At 70.8% G+C, this 16,285-nt stretch carries 11 protein-coding genes; 5 read left to right on the forward strand and 6 right to left on the reverse strand.

Features of this window, described 5'->3' with window-relative positions; genetic code table 11:
- Positions 1 to 3: 3 nt before the first annotated feature.
- Positions 4 to 915 carry a LysR family transcriptional regulator gene (locus ABZ267_RS12570; RefSeq protein ID WP_356750165.1) on the forward strand — a complete coding sequence of 304 codons (912 nt, stop codon included), beginning with the start codon at positions 4 to 6 and terminating at the stop codon, positions 913 to 915.
- Between the two features lie 64 nt (positions 916 to 979).
- Positions 980 to 2,134 (forward strand): allantoicase, encoded by a 1,155-nt coding sequence (gene alc / locus ABZ267_RS12575; protein ID WP_356750167.1) that lies wholly within the window; start codon positions 980 to 982, stop codon positions 2,132 to 2,134.
- A 74-nt stretch (positions 2,135 to 2,208) separates the two neighbouring features.
- Here alc and ABZ267_RS12580 read toward each other — a convergent pair whose 3' ends face one another.
- Together ABZ267_RS12580 and pepN (ABZ267_RS12585) are read right to left on the reverse strand one after the other, a co-directional pair.
- Positions 2,209 to 2,739 carry a hypothetical protein gene (locus ABZ267_RS12580; RefSeq protein ID WP_356750169.1) on the reverse strand — a complete coding sequence of 177 codons (531 nt, stop codon included), beginning with the start codon at positions 2,737 to 2,739 and terminating at the stop codon, positions 2,209 to 2,211.
- A gap of 192 nt (positions 2,740 to 2,931) precedes the next feature.
- Positions 2,932 to 5,508 (reverse strand): aminopeptidase N, encoded by a 2,577-nt coding sequence (gene pepN, locus ABZ267_RS12585; protein WP_356750171.1) that lies wholly within the window; start codon positions 5,506 to 5,508, stop codon positions 2,932 to 2,934.
- 124 nt (positions 5,509 to 5,632) lie between these two features.
- On the opposite strand from pepN (ABZ267_RS12585), the gene ABZ267_RS12590 reads away from it, so the two are divergent.
- Positions 5,633 to 6,133 carry a DUF1203 domain-containing protein gene (locus tag ABZ267_RS12590; RefSeq protein WP_356750173.1) on the forward strand — a complete coding sequence of 167 codons (501 nt, stop codon included), beginning with the start codon at positions 5,633 to 5,635 and terminating at the stop codon, positions 6,131 to 6,133.
- A gap of 81 nt (positions 6,134 to 6,214) precedes the next feature.
- Here the strand turns inward: ABZ267_RS12590 and ABZ267_RS12595 are convergent, their stop codons facing one another.
- The 4 genes from ABZ267_RS12595 to pepN (ABZ267_RS12610) all read right to left on the reverse strand — a co-directional run bounded on the left by ABZ267_RS12595 (position 6,215) and on the right by pepN (ABZ267_RS12610) (position 14,978).
- Positions 6,215 to 7,243, reverse strand: coding sequence for an aspartate-semialdehyde dehydrogenase (locus ABZ267_RS12595; protein WP_356750175.1), 1,029 nt, complete (start codon positions 7,241 to 7,243; stop codon positions 6,215 to 6,217).
- A 262-nt stretch (positions 7,244 to 7,505) separates the two neighbouring features.
- The gene (locus tag ABZ267_RS12600; RefSeq protein WP_356750177.1) at positions 7,506 to 10,814 is read right to left on the reverse strand and encodes a S8 family serine peptidase; all 3,309 of its coding nucleotides are present in this window, start codon (positions 10,812 to 10,814) and stop codon (positions 7,506 to 7,508) included.
- A gap of 251 nt (positions 10,815 to 11,065) precedes the next feature.
- Positions 11,066 to 12,172, reverse strand: coding sequence for a hypothetical protein (locus ABZ267_RS12605; RefSeq protein WP_356750179.1), 1,107 nt, complete (start codon positions 12,170 to 12,172; stop codon positions 11,066 to 11,068).
- 214 nt (positions 12,173 to 12,386) lie between these two features.
- Positions 12,387 to 14,978: an aminopeptidase N gene (pepN, locus tag ABZ267_RS12610; protein WP_356750181.1), complete on the reverse strand. Its 2,592-nt coding sequence runs from the start codon at positions 14,976 to 14,978 to the stop codon at positions 12,387 to 12,389.
- A gap of 169 nt (positions 14,979 to 15,147) precedes the next feature.
- On the opposite strand from pepN (ABZ267_RS12610), the gene ABZ267_RS12615 reads away from it, so the two are divergent.
- Both ABZ267_RS12615 and ABZ267_RS12620 read left to right on the forward strand, forming a co-directional pair.
- Positions 15,148 to 15,798 carry a DsbA family protein gene (locus ABZ267_RS12615; RefSeq protein WP_356750183.1) on the forward strand — a complete coding sequence of 217 codons (651 nt, stop codon included), beginning with the start codon at positions 15,148 to 15,150 and terminating at the stop codon, positions 15,796 to 15,798.
- Between the two features lie 79 nt (positions 15,799 to 15,877).
- Complete coding sequence (locus ABZ267_RS12620) at positions 15,878 to 16,225, forward strand: VOC family protein (RefSeq protein WP_356750185.1); 348 nt, start codon at positions 15,878 to 15,880, stop codon at positions 16,223 to 16,225.
- Positions 16,226 to 16,285: the final 60 nt, after the last annotated feature.

A 16,285-nucleotide genomic window follows, 5' to 3' on the forward strand; every position in this document is an offset into this window, starting at 1 on the left:
GCCATGACCGAGTGGGACGTCAAGAAGCTCCGGATCCTGCGCACCCTGCGCGACCACGGCACGGTCACGGCGACCGCCGAGGCGCTCCTGATGACCCCCTCCGCCGTCTCCCAGCAGCTCACCAACCTGGCCAAGCAGCTCGGCGTGGAGCTCCTGGAGCCGCAGGGCCGCCGCGTCCGCCTCACCGACGCCGCCCACCTCGTCCTGCGCCACGCCGAGGCGGTCTTCGCCCAGCTGGAGCGGGCGGACGCCGAACTCACCGGCTATCTGCGCGGCGAGGCCGGCGAGGTCAGGGTCGCCGCGTTCTCCACCGCCGTGCCCGCTCTCGTCGTCCCCGCCGTGCGGCTCCTGCGCGCGGAGGAGCGTCCAGGACCCGACGTACGCGTACGGGAGGCCGAGGCGGCACAGGCGTACGAGCTGCTCACCGCGGGCGAGGTGGATCTGGCCCTCTCGCTGGCCGCGCACGCCCCGACCGCCCGCGACCCGCGCTTCACTCTCTTCCCGCTGCTGGCCGACCCGCTGGACGTGGCGCTCCCGGCCGGCCACCCGCTGGCCGACGCGCCCGCGCTGCGTCTCGCGGACCTGGCCGCCGACCGCTGGATCTTCGGCGGCTCCGGCCCCTGGTCCGAGATCACCACGGCCGCCTGCGAGGCGGCGGGCTTCGTCCCCGAGCAGGCCCACAGCGCCGCCGGCTGGACCGCGATCCTCGCCTTGGTCGAAGCGGGCATGGGCATCGCGCTCGTCCCTCGGATGGCCTCCCGCGAACAGCGCCGCGAAGGCGTGGTGATGCGGGTCCTGGAGGCGGACCAGCCGCGCCGCCATGTGGTGGCGGCGGTCCGGCACGGCGCGGAGAGCGGCCCGGCGGCGGCCCGGGTCCTCACAGCGCTGACGGCTGTCGCCACATCGTTCAGCTGAACTGAACAGTGTCTGCGAAAACTTTCGATGGACCTGACGGTTCCGGTAGCGCGAAGGTAAGCACATGACCTTCGACGCGAGCGAGACCACATTCCAGAACTCCGACACCGATCCCCACGCCAACGACGCCGCGCCCTACGGCGGCGGCGACCCGTACGCCGACTACCGCGAGGCCGGCGACCTCCCCTTCACCGAGCTGGTCGACCTCGCCGACCGCCGTCTCGGCGCCGGTGTGATCGCCGCCAACGACGAGTTCTTCGCCGAACGCGAGAACCTCCTCCTGCGCGAGCGCGCCGTCTTCGACCCCGAGCACTTCGGCCACAAGGGCAAGATCATGGACGGCTGGGAGACCCGCCGCCGCCGTGGCGCCGACGCCGAGAGCCCTTTCCCGGCCCCCGAGGACCACGACTGGGCGATCGTCCGCCTCGGCGCGCCCGGCATCGTGCGCGGCCTGATCGTGGACACCGCGCACTTCCGCGGCAACTACCCGCAGCGCGTATCGGTGCAGGCCGCCGCCGTCGAAGGCGCCCCGAGCCCGGAGGAGCTGCTCGCCGACGACGTGAAGTGGGAGGAGATCCTTCCGCCCACGCCCGTGCGCGGCCACGCGGCCAACGCCTTCGAGATCACCGGCGGCCGCCGCTACACCCACCTCCGCCTCTGCCAGCACCCCGACGGCGGCATAGCCCGCCTCCGCGTGCACGGCGAGGTCGTCCCGGACCCGGCCTGGATCGCCGCGCTCGGCACCGTCGACCTGATCTCGGTGCTCAACGGCGGTACGTACGAGGACGCCTCCGACCGCTTCTACTCCTCACCGACCCAGATCATCCTGCCGGGCACCTCCCGCAAGATGGACGACGGCTGGGAGAACCGCCGCCGCCGGGTCCGCGACACCAACGACTGGGTCCGCTTCCGCCTTCCGGCCCAAGGTGCGGTCCGCGCGGTCGAGATCGACACCGCCTACCTCAAGGGCAACTCCGCCGGCTGGATCGCCCTTCAGGGCCGCAACGGCGAGAGCGGCGAGTGGTTCGAGATCATCCCGCGCACCCGCCTCCAGCCCGACACCCTCCACCGCTTCGTGCTCCGCGCCCAGGCCGTCGTCACCCACGTCCGCCTCGACGCCTTCCCGGACGGCGGCGTGGCCCGGATGCGGCTGCACGGCGGTTTCACGGAGTCCGGCACGGCCGAGCTGACCCGCCGCTACGAGGAGTCCGGCGCGTAGCCCGCTCAGTTTCCGCCCGGCGGACGGCTGCGCTTCTGCGCCCGCCCGCCGGGCGGTCTCCAACGGACCGCGGTTCAGGCCACGTACGCGGAGAACCGCAGGGTCGTGGCCAGCACCAGCCAGGTGCCCCACGCGAACGCGCTGTTCACGGCGGAGCAGAACATCTCGCCGGTGCAGTCGGTCGGCCGGTCCTGCCAGGCGTGGACGGTCAGGGAGTGGAAGCCGAGGGAGCGGGAGAAGGCGAACCGGATATGCATGCCCCGGCCCAGCTGGTGGCCCGGCAGCGTGTTGATCTGGAAGAAGTCGTTCCCGATGTACTCGACCTCCACCGGATTGCCGCCCAGCAGCTCGCAGCGGGCCCCGGCCCGGATCCGGCTCGGGCAGCCGCCGCTGACCGGGAAGAGCCAGAAGTGGTCCGTCAGCTGTTCGCGGACGTCGGCCGCCTCCGTGAAGGGATGCGGCCCGAGGCCGTACCCGTACGTGTAGAGGTCGTGGCAGCCCGCCGGACCCGTGCGGCAGTCCGCGCGCGAAGGCTCGGCGGCCGGGCCCGTCAGCAGGCCCGCGCACAGGGCCAGCGCGACCGGCACGGCGGCGAAGCCGGGCATCCGAACCCTCCCCTGGCCTGCGACCGAAGCTCTTGCGACGACCCTTCGGACCGTAGGCCACGGGAGACCACCTCGCGCGCGGACGTACGTCAAACGCGCGGGCGTACGCCGAGACGACACAAGAGACACCGGCGTACGTCAAGGGGGCGCCCCTCCGCCGCAGCGGAAAGGACGCCCCCGGGGCCGTACGAACTACGCGGTGGCTGCCGCCGCGTCCGCCGCCTGGGCCCTCAGCGCGCGCTCCACGCCCGACCGCGACTCCGAGATCAGCCGGCGCAGCGCCGCGCTCGGCTCGGCCGAGGCCAGCCACGCGTCGGTGGCGTCCAGCGTCTCCTGCGAGACCTGGAGCGTCGGGTAGAGGCCGACCGCGACCTGCTGGGCCATCTCGTGGCTGCGCGAGTCCCAGACGTCCTTCACCACGGCGAAGAACTTCTCCGTGTACGGGGCCAGCAGCTCGCGCTGGTCCGGCTGCACGAAGCCGCCGATGACCGCCTCCTGGACCGCGTTGGGCAGCTTGTCGTCCTCCACGACCGAGGCCCACGCCTGCGCCTTGGCCTCCTCCGAGGGCTGCGAGGCCCGCGCGAAGGCCGCGTGGCGCTCGCCCGCCGCCGTCCGGTCGCGCTCGTACTCGGCGGCGATCTCCTCCGCGTCCAGCAGGCCGACGGCCGCCAGCCGCTGCACGAACGACCAGCGGAGCTCGGTGTCGACGGTCAGGCCCTCGATCGACTCCGTGCCGTCCAGCAGCGACTGCAGCAGATCCAGCTGCTGCGGGTTGCGGGCAGTGGCCGCGAAGGCACGGGCCCACGCCAGCTGGTGGTCGCTGCCCGGCTCCGCCGCACGCAGGTGCGCCAGCGTCGCCTCCGTCCACTGGTTGAGCGCCGCCTGGCGGGTCTGCGGGGCCGCGTACAGGTCCAGGGCCGTCTTCAGCTGGCGGTGCAGCGACTGGACGACGCCGATGTCCGACTCCTTGCCGATGCCCGAGAGCACCAGCGAGAGGTAGTCCCGCGTCGCCAGCTCGCCGTCACGCGTCATGTCCCAGGCGGAGGCCCAGCACAGCGCGCGCGGCAGCGACTCGGCGAAGTCGCCGAGGTGCTCGGTGACGACCCGCAGCGACTCCTCGTCGAGGCGGACCTTCGCGTACGAGAGGTCGTCGTCGTTGAGGAGGATGACGGCCGGGCGGGCGGTGTTCTCCGGGAACGGCACGGTGGTGCGCTCGCCGTCGACGTCCAGCTCGATCCGGTCCGTCCGGACGAGCTTGCCGTCCGCGTTCAGGTCGTAGCAGCCGACCGCGATCCGGTGCGGACGCAGCGTCGGCTCGCCCTTGGCGCCGGCGGGCAGCGCCGGAGCCTCCTGGAGGACGGTGAAGGAGGTGACGTGACCGTTCTCGTCGGTCTCGATCTCCGGGCGCAGGATGTTGATCCCGGCCGTCTCCAGCCACGCCTTCGACCAGGTCTTCAGGTCACGGCCGGAGGTCTTCTCCAGCGCGCCCAGCAGGTCGGAGAGGCGCGTGTTGCCGAAGGCGTGCGCCTTGAAGTACGCCTGCACGCCCTGGAAGAACGCGTCCTCGCCGACGTACGCCACGAGCTGCTTGAGCACGGACGCGCCCTTGGCGTACGTGATGCCGTCGAAGTTGACGATGACGTCGTCCAGGTCCCCGATGTCCGCCATGATCGGGTGCGTGGAGGGCAGCTGGTCCTGCCGGTACGCCCAGGTCTTCATGGAGTTGGCGAACGTGGTCCAGGAGTGCGGCCACTTCGAGTCCTCGGCGTCCGCCTGGCAGGCGATCGAGGTGAAGGTCGCGAACGACTCGTTGAGCCAGAGGTCGTTCCACCACTCCATCGTGACGAGGTCGCCGAACCACATGTGGGCCAGCTCGTGCAGGATCGTCTCGGCCCGCACCTCGTACGCCGCGTCCGTCACCTTGGAGCGGAAGACGTACTGGTCGCGGATGGTGACCGCGCCCGCGTTCTCCATCGCGCCGGCGTTGAACTCCGGGACGAAGAGCTGGTCGTACTTGGCGAACGGGTACGCGTAGTCGAACTTCTCCTGGAACCAGGCGAAGCCCTGCCGGGTGACGTCGAAGAGGTCCTCCGCGTCCAGGTACTCGGCGAGCGAGGGGCGGCAGTAGATGCCGAGCGGGACGGACTGGCCGTCCTTCTCGTACGTGCTGTGCACCGAGTGGTACGGGCCGACGATCAGCGCCGTGATGTACGTGGAGATGCGCGGCGTCGGCTCGAACGTCCAGACGTCGTCCTTCGGCTCGGGCGTCGGCGAGTTCGAGATGACCGTCCAGCCGGACGGGGCCTTCACGGTGAACTGGAAGGTCGCCTTCAGGTCCGGCTGCTCGAAGGAGGCGAAGACGCGGCGGGCGTCCGGCACCTCGAACTGGGTGTAGAGGTAGGCCTGCTCGTCGACCGGGTCGACGAACCGGTGCAGTCCCTCACCGCTGTTGGTGTACGCGCAGTCCGCGACGACCTTCAGCTCGTTGGCGCCCTCGCGCAGCCCGGCCAGGGCGATCCGGGAGTCGCGGAACACGGCGGCGACGTCCAGTGCCTCACCGTTGAGCACGGCCTCGTGGACGGCGGGGGCGACCAGGTCGATGAAGGTCTCCGCACCCGCCTCCGCGGAGTCGAAGCGCACGGTGGTCACGGACCGGTAGGTGCCGCCCTCCTGCGCTCCGGAGAGGTCGAGATCGATCTCGTACGCGTCCACGGTCAGCAGGCGCGCCCGCTCCTGTGCCTCTTCGCGGGTCAGATTCGTGCCAGGCACGCGGTCATCTCCTAGGTGTGCGACTTGATATGCGACGTTTCCGTCATCCTTCCATGGGCCGTGCTCTCAGCGCGATGTCCGTTTTCCGCCGGACGCGAAGGGCTCCGGGGGACAGGCTCGAACCATGACCGGATACGAGCCCCGCCCCATCACACCAGAGGCCCTCGCCGAGCTCCGCACCACTGACGACGCCGGCCGCCCCTGCGCCCCGTACACGGAGACGGGGGCCGGCGCCCCGCTCCGCTGCTGCCTGCGCGGCAGCGAACCGGGCGAGCGCGTCGCGCTGGTCTCCTACGCCCCGCTGCGCCGCTGGGCGGCCGGGACCGGCGCGAGCCCGGGGGCGTACGACGAACAGGGCCCGGTCTTCATCCACGCCGAGAAGTGCGCGGGCCCGGACCTGAGGCGCCCCGGCTACCCCTTCTCGCGCCCCGGCGCACTCCGCACGCTCCGCCGCTACGACGCGCGCGGGCACATCGTCGGCGGCCGGCTGCTGGAGATCCCGGCCGAGGCGGAGAAGGGCTTCGACGCGGCCTTCGAGGAGGCGTTCGCGGACCCGGAGGTGGCGCTGGTGCAGGTACGGGCGGTGGAGTACGGGTGTCTCCACTTCGAGGTGCGGCGGGCCTGAGGCACGCACGCGAAAGGGCGGCCACCGGTGCACTCGGTGGCCGCCCTTTCCGCGTACGCGTGCGCATACAAGGGCCGCGCGTCAGCCCTTCAGCTCGGCCGCCACCAGCTCCGCGATCTGGACGGCGTTCAGCGCGGCGCCCTTGCGGAGGTTGTCGTTGGAGACGAAGAGCGCGAGGCCGTTGTCCACGGTCTCGTCGACCCGGATGCGGCCCACGAAGGAGGCGTCCTTGCCGGCCGCCTGGAGCGGGGTCGGGATCTCCGAGAGCTCGACGCCCTCGGCGTCCTTGAGCAGCTCGTAGGCGCGCTCGACGCCGATCGGACGGGCGAAGCGGGCGTTGATCTGGAGCGAGTGGCCGGAGAAGACCGGGACCCGGACACAGGTGCCGGAGACCTTCAGCTCCGGGATCTCCAGGATCTTGCGGGACTCGTTGCGGAGCTTCTGCTCCTCGTCCGTCTCGAACGAGCCGTCGTCCACGATCGAGCCGGCCAGCGGCAGCACGTTGAAGGCGATCGGGCGCTTGTAGACGGCCGGCTCCGGGAAGTCCACGGCCTCGCCGTCGTGCGCCAGCTTCTCGGCGTCGGCGACGACCTTGGAGGCCTGGCCGTGCAGCTCGGCGACGCCGGCCACACCGGAGCCGGAGACCGCCTGGTACGTGGCGACGGTCAGCGCTTCGAGGCCGGCCTCGGCGTGCAGCGGGCGCAGCACGGGCATCGCGGCCATCGTGGTGCAGTTCGGGTTGGCGATGATCCCCTTGGGCCGTACGCGGGCGGCGTGCGGGTTGACCTCGGAGACGACGAGCGGGACCTCGGGGTCCTTGCGCCAGGCGGAGGAGTTGTCGATCACCACGGCGCCCTGGGCGGCGACCTTCTCGGCCAGCGCCTTGGAGGTCGCGCCGCCGGCGGAGAACAGCACGATGTCCAGGCCGGTGTAGTCGGCGGTGGAGGCGTCCTCGACGGTGACGGCGGAGCCCTGGAAGTCGATCGTGGAGCCCGCGGACCGGGCGGAGGCGAAGAGCCGCAGCTCGTCGACCGGGAAGTCCCGCTCGGCCAGGATCCTGAGCATGACTGTGCCGACCTGACCGGTGGCGCCGACGATTCCGACCTTCACTGGGACTCCTCTGTACGTGAGCACGTGGGCTGGACGTGCGCGCGGCCCGTTTGCCGCTCCATCATGCGTATGACCGGGCACAGCTTGTCCAATCCATTGTCCGACCTGCGGACTCTCCGCGCGAGGACCGCAGAATCCGCATCGGCCGTGTGCGCCAAGGGGAAGATCTGCGGCCCGGGCCGCCGCCTGTGACGAGGAACACGCACAGCGGGGCGGGTGCTCATGGAGAGCGCCCGCCCCGCTGCTGTTCGTACGGTGTCCGTTACGGCGTGACCTTCTCGATCACGACGCTTCCGGTGCCCGCGGCGGTGCCGCGCGCGTTGACCAGCTGGACCTCACCGAAGAACTGGCGGCCCTCCGGAGCCGCACCGGCGACCACGACCTCGGCGCCGACCTGCGCCGAGGCGCCGTTCGCCAGGCTGTAGGTCTTCGCCGCGTCGACCTTCAGGGTGCCGAGCGAGGCCGCGTAGTACACGTCGCGGTAGTCGTACGTGGTCGACCCGGACGGAACCGAGTAGCCCTCGACGATGACCGTGTACGTACCGGCGGCCGGGTTGGCCAGGCTGACCCTCTCCTCGGAGCCGGCGGTGGTGCCGCTGCCGACCTGCGTGGCGCCCCGGAAGACGTACAGGTCGAGGTCGGCGTTGGCGTCCGACGTACCGCCGATGGCGATGTCGAGCTTCTCGACGCCGGCACCGATGGTGACCGTGGACTGCTGGGTCTGGCCCGTGGAGATCGTCGGCTCGGCCACCTTGGCCGAGCCCAGCGAGCCGCCCTTGAGCTTGCCCTCAAGAGCCGCCGCGCCGTTGGTGACCTTCCAGTTCACCGCGGCCGGAGCGCCGATCTTCGCCTCGGCGATGGTCTGCACCGCCGGGTCGAAGGTGGCACCGAGGATCGAGACGTCCAGCTTGAACGGGTTGTCCAGCAGCGGCGACGTACGGCGCGACTCGACCTCGATCTCCCAGACGCCGGGGAACGGGTCCTTGTAGGACCGCACGTCCGGACGGCAGGTGTTGGCCGGGTTCTCGTAGTTCGGGTAGCAGTTGACCGTGGAGGTCGGGTCGACCGGCGTCCCGTACGGGTGCAGGGCGATGAACCGGGTCTGGCTGCCCGAGCGCAGCGCGCTGAGGGCGACCTCAAGGGTCTTGGCGCCCTGCGGCACGTTGACGAAGTACGAGGTGGTGCCGTTGCGCTGGACCGAGCTCGACGACTTGAACGCGTAGGCGGGGCCGCCCAGCTCGTTGGCGACGACGACCGTGGAGAGGACCTGGTGGTCGATCCCCTTGGTCTTTTTGTCGTCCAGCTCCAGGATGGCGCTGTGCACGCCTGCCTTCTTGGCCTTCGCCGTGACCTTCAGCTTCACCGGGGTGTCGAGCGGCAGCGAGACGTACTCGGGGCTGCTCAGCCTGAAGGTGCCGTCGTTGTTCTTCCACGACAGCTTGTGCTGGACGTTGCGGTCCGGACCGGTCGTGCGGGTGACGGTGATCTCGTAGACCTTCGTCTCGCCGACCTTGAGGCCGCCCTCACGGTCGTAGAGGCCGGTGCCGAAGCCCGGGTCCTTGAGCGCGAAGTCGATCGCGGTGTCGACCGGGGCCTTCACCTTGTACTCGTGCGCCGGGTTGCCCTTCTTGGTGATGAGCTTCCAGGCACCGACGATGTCGATCAGACCGGAACCCTGGGCGTGCGCGGGCACGTCCTTGACGTGGGTCGCCGAGCTGGTCAGCGCCACACGGAGGTCGGCCGGAGGCAGCTCCAGGTCCTTCTGCTTCGCGGCGGAGAGCAGCAGGGCCGCCGCACCGGCGGCCTGCGGCGAGGCCATCGAGGTGCCCTGGAGCATCGAGTAGCCGGGCGGCAGGGCGTAGCCCGCCTCCTTGACCGGACCGCCCTCGGACCAGGTCTGCGTGGTGTTGATCGACGCACCCGGGGCCGAGATGGTCGGCGTGAAGCCGCCGTCCTCACGCGGACCGCGCGAGGAGAAGGGGAGCAGGTCGTACTTCTTGGTGACGTTGGAACCGTAGTTCGCGGCCCACGTCTCCTTGGAGATCGACGCGCCCACCGAGATGACGTGGTCGGCCAGGGCCGGGTCACCGATGGTGTTGAGGCCCGGGCCGCTGTTGCCGGCCGAGATGACGAGCTGGACGCCGTAGATGTCGACGAGGCGCTTGTAGAGCTCGGCGCGGGCGTTGTTGCCGTCGTTCAGCGGCGGCAGGCCGCCGATCGACATGTTGACGATGTCGACACCACGGTTGACGACGAGGTCGATCATGCCCTCGGTCAGCGCGATGTTGGTGCAGCCGCCGGACCAGGTGCAGGCGCGCGAGGAGACGACCTTGGCGCCGGGCGCCGCGCCGTTCATCTTGCCGCCGAACAGGCCGTTGGCCGCGGTGATGCCCGCGACGTGCGTCCCGTGCGAGCCCTCGATCACGCCGATGCTGACGTAGTCGGCCTTGGCGCCGGCCGCGTTGTAGACCACGTTCTTACGGGTCTCGACGACGAACGGGATGCGCTCGACCACCTTGGTGGCCGGGTTGTCCTCACCGAAGTACGCGACCTGGAACTTGTCCTTGTACGGCTTGAGGGCCGTGTCGTCGGAGAAGTCCGCGTTCTCGTTCAGGTCCACCCGGACGGTGCCCTTGACCGCGTCGTACAGCACGCCCCACACGTCGGTGGTGTCACCGTCGCGGTTGAGGTCGCCCGCCATGTCGCCGCCGGTGGTGGCCGACTCGGCGAAGGTGGTGAACTTGTAGCTGCCGGCCGGAGCCGAGTACGTCTTGCCGCCGGACGTGAACGTCGGGCCGGTGACGGTCTCGGACATCCGCAGCCAGGTGCCGTCGCCGTCGTTCACCGGGTCGGTGGCGGTGACCCAGTCGACGATCTTGCGCTCGCCGGTGGTGGTCTTCTTCAGGGCCGGGTGGCCGAGGTCGACACCGGAGTCCAGGACACCGATGGTGATCCCGCGGCCGTCGGCCCTCGGGTTCTTCTCGACGAACTCGACCGCACCCGTCTCGAAGGAGGGGTTGTACGGGTTGGCGGCCGGCGTGTTCTTGCCCGGCGCCGGGTAACTGCCCGTGGCCTTCAGCTGCTTGGCCCCCGCGGCCCGGTCGCCCGAGGGCGTCGGGTCGTCCAGCTTGATCTCCTGCTTGAGATCGATGCCGAGGACGGACGTGAGCTTGGACGCCGCCTCGATGGTGGCCTCGGCGGTGCCGGTCGGCACCGTCGCCCGGACGTAGCCGAGCTTGTCGTAGGTCTGGCCGAGCACGGAGCCCTTGACGGCGTCCAGCTGCTCGGTGACCTGCTCGGTCGCCCCCGGGGTGGTGGCGATCATCATCGTGACGTTCTTCTCGCCCTTGGCCTCGGCCTTCGCCAGAACTTCGGCGTCGGCCGTGCCGAGCTTGTCGCCCCGGTCGCTCGTGGCGGCCGGTTTGACGGGTGCCGGTGCCGGGTCGTCGACGGCGAACACCGGCGCGGCGCCGGCGGCCGCGAGAGCGGCAGCCAGGCCGGCAGCGGCCGCTATGCGCGCGGCGCGTCTCGTCCCGGGTATGGAGCTGGGGGATTCCTTGGTCATCAGCATCCCTGTAATTGAAAGAGAGAGTCCGGAATTCGGTACCGGATGACCGCTCAGCCTGTCGTAAATGACAGGGCTTTGTGGAGAGTTGACGGAGACGAGACAGGTACATGGCATAGATCCGCCACCGGGGACGATGCGTCACACGGGATGAATGAGGCCAAAGTGCCTATTGGAATTGATCATTCCGCCTCTGCGGTCCGGACCACGGCCTGTGTGGTCCGGACCAGTGGCAGCGGCGCCACCTCGTGCGCCGCTCACCGCGGCAGCACCACCAGATACGCCGCCGGCTCCCGGTCGTCCGCCGCCATCAGTGCCGTACGCACCACCGTGGCCTGCTGTTCCGCCGCCTCGCGCAGCTTCCGCGGGGTGAGGTGGACGACCGTGACCCCGAGCCGCTCCAGCCGCTCCCGCTTGGCGGCGTACGCGGACCACTGCGGGTCCTCCGCACGCCCCGGCCCCCGGTTCCCGCCGCGCCACCCCGCCTCCGGCGCACCGAACCGCGGCGCCCGGGTGTCCAGTTCGACGGCGACGGCGAGATCCGGCCAGTACGCGTCGACCCCGCCCAGCTCCGGCCCGCCCGGCAGCCGCAGCTCCACGTTCCACAGCGGTTCCGGCAGTCCGTGCTCGCGCACCATCGCGTACAGCCGCTCCTCCGCCACCGCCCGTCCCGCGGCCAGCAGCGCGTCCACCGCACCGGCCACCGCCGGCCGTCCCAGCACCTCGGCCGCGCTCAGCTCCCGCACCACGGCGGCCGGTTCGCTGTGCCCGGCCCGTACGGCCTCGGTCAGCAGCCGGGTCACCTCCGCCGCCTCGCTCAGCCCCGCCACCGCGTCCGCCAGCGCCCGCTCCACCGGGGCGACGGGCACTTCGGCCAGCAGCACCGGCTCCGGCAGCGCGGCGGTGGCCCGCACCACCTCCACGAACCGGGACGAGCGCAGCCGCCGGGTGCGCGGCACCAGGACGTCGATCCGGTGCAGTGCCTCCAGCGCCGGCGCCGCGGCGAAGCCGTACAGCGCGAGCGCCGCGAGCCCGGTCACCATCGCCTCGCCGAACCCCGCGTCCGAGGACTCCGGAGGCGTGCGCCGGGAGGAGACCGGCGGGCGTCCGGCGTACAGCAGGGCGCCGTGCAGCCGCTCCCGGCCGCCGGGCGGGCCCGGGTGGAGCAGGTAGACGCCGGGGAGCAGGTGCTGCCAGGGGCCGCCGGGCAGGCAGTGCGCGGACGTCTGCGCGGCGGAGACGCCGCGCGCGCGGAGCTGAGCGGCGGAGAGGACGCGGTGCGCCACGTCGGGGAGGTGGTGCGGAGGGCGGCAGAACAGGGGAGAGAGGGGTGACAGGGGAGGCAGCGGGGTGTTCTGGGTCATGGCCGATGATTTCCCGCCAGCTCAGGGTCCCTTAACCCCTGTTACAGAGCCGTCGACAATTGCGGACAACACCGCCCTAAAGTAAGGATGTTCGACATCCGAAAAGGGCTGTCGCGCCGGAATTGGCCAGGGGGCGCGTTGGGACGGGTGTGCGAGCGCCACTTTCGCGCCGCGCACACACCCGTCCCGCGCGCCCCCTGAACCGGCCTCTCTCTTATGCTCGCGCGTCGCACTCCTGGCCGCGCAGGACCCGCGCCAGGTCGTCGCGGGCTTCCAGGACCAGCCGGCGCAGCGCCGGAGCGGCCTCCGCGTGCCCGGTCAGCCAGGCGTCGGTCGCCGCGAGGGTCTCCGGGCTGTCCTGGAGCGCCGGGAAGAGGCCCTTCACCACATGCATGCCGATCTGGATGGACCGCTCCGCCCAGACCCGCTCGATCGCCGCGAAGTACCGGTCCGCGTACGGGGCCAGCAGCTCCCGCTGCGAGGGCTGCTCGAAGCCCGCGATCGTCGCCTCGACCAGCGCGTTGGAGAGCTTGTCCGACTCCACGACCGCCGCCCACGCCTGCGCCTTGACCGCCTCCGAGGGACGCGAGGCCAGGCACCGTACGTGGTGGCGCTTGCCGGACGCCGTGTCGTCCCGGGCCAGTTCGGCGTCGATCGCCGCCTCGTTCGCCACGCCGTGCGAGGCGAGCGGCGAGAGGAAGGCCCAGCGCAGCTCCTGGTCGACCTCCAGGCCGTCGATCCGGGCCGTACCCTCCAGGAGCCCGCCCAGCAGCTGGAAGTCCGCCTCGGAGCCCGCCACGGCCGCGAAGAACCGGGCCCACGTCAGCTGGTGCTGGCTGCCCGGCTCGGCGGCGCGCAGCTCGCGCAGTGCGCCCTCGGCCAGCGCCCGGCCGCCTTCCTCGCGCCAGGCGGGAGCGGCGTAGTTCACCAGCGCCGACTGCGCCCAGGCGTGCAGCATCTGCAGGACGCCGATGTCGCTCTCGCGACCGGCGTGCGCCAGCACCAGCGCGACGAAGTCGCGGGCGGGCAGCAGTGCGTCCCGGGTGAGGTTCCACAGCGCCGACCAGCACAGGGCACGGGCCAGCGGGTCGGTGATGTCTCCCAGGTGGTCGCGGAGCGTGGCCGTCGAACCTTCGTCGAAGCGGACCTTGCAGTACGTGAGGTCGTCGTCGTTGACCAGGATCAGGTCGGGCCGCTCGGAACCGGCCAGCTCCTTCACCACCGTGCGCTCGCCGGCCACATCCACCTCGGCCCGCGTGTACCGCGTCAGCTCACCCTGAGGCGTACGCCGGTACAGGCCGACCGCGACCCGGTGCGGGCGCAGCTCCGGATGGGATGCGGCGGCCTCCTGTACGACGACGAGTTCCGTCAACGTGCCGGCCTCGTCGTAGGTCGCGACGGGCGTCAGCACGTTGACGCCGGCCGTCTGCAGCCAGGAGCGCGACCAGGCCGTCATATCGCGGCCGGAGGTCTCCGCCAGCACCGAAAGAAGGTCACCGAGACGCGTGTTGCCGTACGCGTGACTCTTGAAGTAGCGCCGCGCGCCTTCGAGGAAGGCGTCACGTCCCACGTACGCGACGAGCTGCTTCAGTACGGAGGCGCCCTTGGCGTACGTGATGCCGTCGAAGTTCAGCTTGGCGTCCTCCAGGTCACGGATGTCGGCCGTGACCGGGTGCGTGGAGGGCAGCTGGTCGGCGCGGTAGGCCCACGCCTTGCGGTTGTTGGCGAAGGTGATCCAGCCGTTGGTGAAGCGGGTCGCCTCCACCATCGAGAAGGAGCCCATGAAGTCCGCGAAGGACTCCTTCAGCCACAGGTCGTCCCACCACTCCATGGTGACCAGGTCGCCGAACCACATGTGCGCCATCTCGTGCAGGATGACGTTCGCGCGCCGCTCGTAGGCCGCCGAGGTGACCTTGCCGCGGAAGATGTACTCCTCGCGGAAGGTGACCATGCCCGGGTTCTCCATGGCCCCGAGGTTGTACTCCGGCACGAAGGCCTGGTCGTACTTGCCGAAGGGGTACGGGTAGTCGAAGTTGTCGTGGAAGAAGTCCAGGCCCTGCTTGGTGACCAGGAAGACGTCGTCCGCGTCGAAGTGCTTGGCGAGCCCCTTGCGGCACATCGCGCCGAGCGGGATCTCCAGGGTGGTGCCGTCGTCGAACGTCCGGCTGTAGTGGTCGGTCACATAGTGGTACGGACCGGCGACGACGGCCGTGATGTACGTGGAGATCGGCTTGGTCTCCGCGAACCGCCACACCCCGCCCTCGTGCGACTCCTCGGCCCCGTTGGACCAGACCCGCCAGCCGTCCGGCGCTGTCACCTGGAAGCGGTAGGGCGCCTTGAGGTCCGGCTGTTCGAAGTTGGCGAAGACACGGCGGGCGTCGGCCGGCTCGTACTGCGTGTAGAGGTAGACCTCGCCGTCCTCCGGGTCGACGAAGCGGTGCATGCCCTCGCCGGTCCTGCTGTACGCGCACCGGGCGTCCACCACGAGGACGTTCTCGCCCTCCAGGAGCCCGTCCAGGGCCACCCGGACGCCGTCGAAGACAGCGGCCGGGTCGAGGGCCTTCCCGTTCAGCGTCACGGCGTCCACACCCGGCGCCACCAGGTCGGCGAAGGTCGAGGCACCGGCCCGGGCGGAGCGGAACCGGATCGTGGTGAGCGACCGGAACGTGACCGGCCCCCCGCCCCCGTCGGCCCCATCGGGCCCGTCGACGGCGGAACGCAGGTCGAGCTCGACCTCGTAACCGTCGACGGTCAGCAGCTCGGCCCTCTTCTGGGCCTCGTCGCGGGACAGGTTTTCACCGGGCACGGGCACTCCTTCGTGACGCGCGTCATGTGTCGTGTTCGAACCTATTGATCCTTGCACGCGTCCGTGGCGGCCGATATCCGGTCAGCCGGTAGCGGCCGGTCCGGGAATGGAGGGCCCTGGAGGAGTGTTCTGGACCACAGCAGCACCAGGCCATTCCTTGAGGAGAGAGATGTCCCAGAGCACCCCCGCGAACGGCAAGACCCCGGCCGACTTCTGGTTCGACCCGCTCTGCCCGTGGGCGTGGATGACCTCGCGCTGGATCCTGGAGGTCGAGAAGGTCCGCGACATCGAGGTCCGCTGGCATGTGATGAGCCTCGCCGTCCTCAACGAGGACAAGCTGGACGACGTCCCCGATGAGTACCGCGAGATGCTGGCGACCCAGGCATGGGGCCCGGTCCGGGTCGTCACCGCCGCGCGGCAGCTCCACGGCGACGAGGTCGTCGGCCCGCTCTACACGGCGCTCGGCACCCGCTTCCACAACAACGACGAGGGCCCCACCCACGAGGCGATCGTCGGCGCCCTCAAGGACGCCGGCCTGCCCGAGGACCTGGTGGAGTACGCCGACAAGGACACGTACGACACCGAGCTGCGCGCCTCCCACCAGGAGGGCATCGACAAGGTCGGCCAGGAGGTCGGCACGCCGGTCGTCGCCGTGCCCGGCGCCGACGGCGAGCAGGTCGCCTTCTTCGGCCCCGTCGTCACTCCCGCACCCAAGGGCGAGGACGCGGCGAAGCTCTGGGACGGCACGCTGCTCGTCGCCTCCATCCCGGGCTTCTACGAGCTCAAGCGGACCCGCACGCAGGGCCCGGTCTTCGACTGACCGGCCTTTCCGGTGGCTCCGGGCCGGGAGCGCGCGCGCTCCCGGCCCGTTGTCAGTGGCGGACCGTACGGTGAGGACCATGCGAATCTCACCGGAGATGATCACGATCGACTGTCCCGACCCGCAGACGCTCGCCGCCTGGTGGGCCACGGCGCTGGGAGTGGAAGGCACGCAGGACTACGGCGAGTTCGTCATCGTCCCCGCCACGCCGCTGGTCCTCGGCTTCCAGCGGGTGCCCGAACCCAAGTCCGTCAAGAACCGGCTGCACATCGACTTCGCCTCGCCCGACCGTCCGGCGGACGTGCAGCGCCTGGTGGGGCTCGGGGCGACGGTGATCGGCGAGCACTCCATGCACGGGCTCACCTGGAACGTCCTCCAGGACCCGCAGGGCAACGAGTTCTGCCTGGCGGACGAGGGCACGCAGTGACCTGAGAGGTCTCCGGGCCCAGCTCTTGCCGCGCGGTCGAACTCTCGTTCATGCTCTGCC

It is taken from the genome of Streptomyces sp. NPDC006174 (genome assembly GCF_040614075.1).
Taxonomy (GTDB): domain Bacteria; phylum Actinomycetota; class Actinomycetes; order Streptomycetales; family Streptomycetaceae; genus Streptomyces.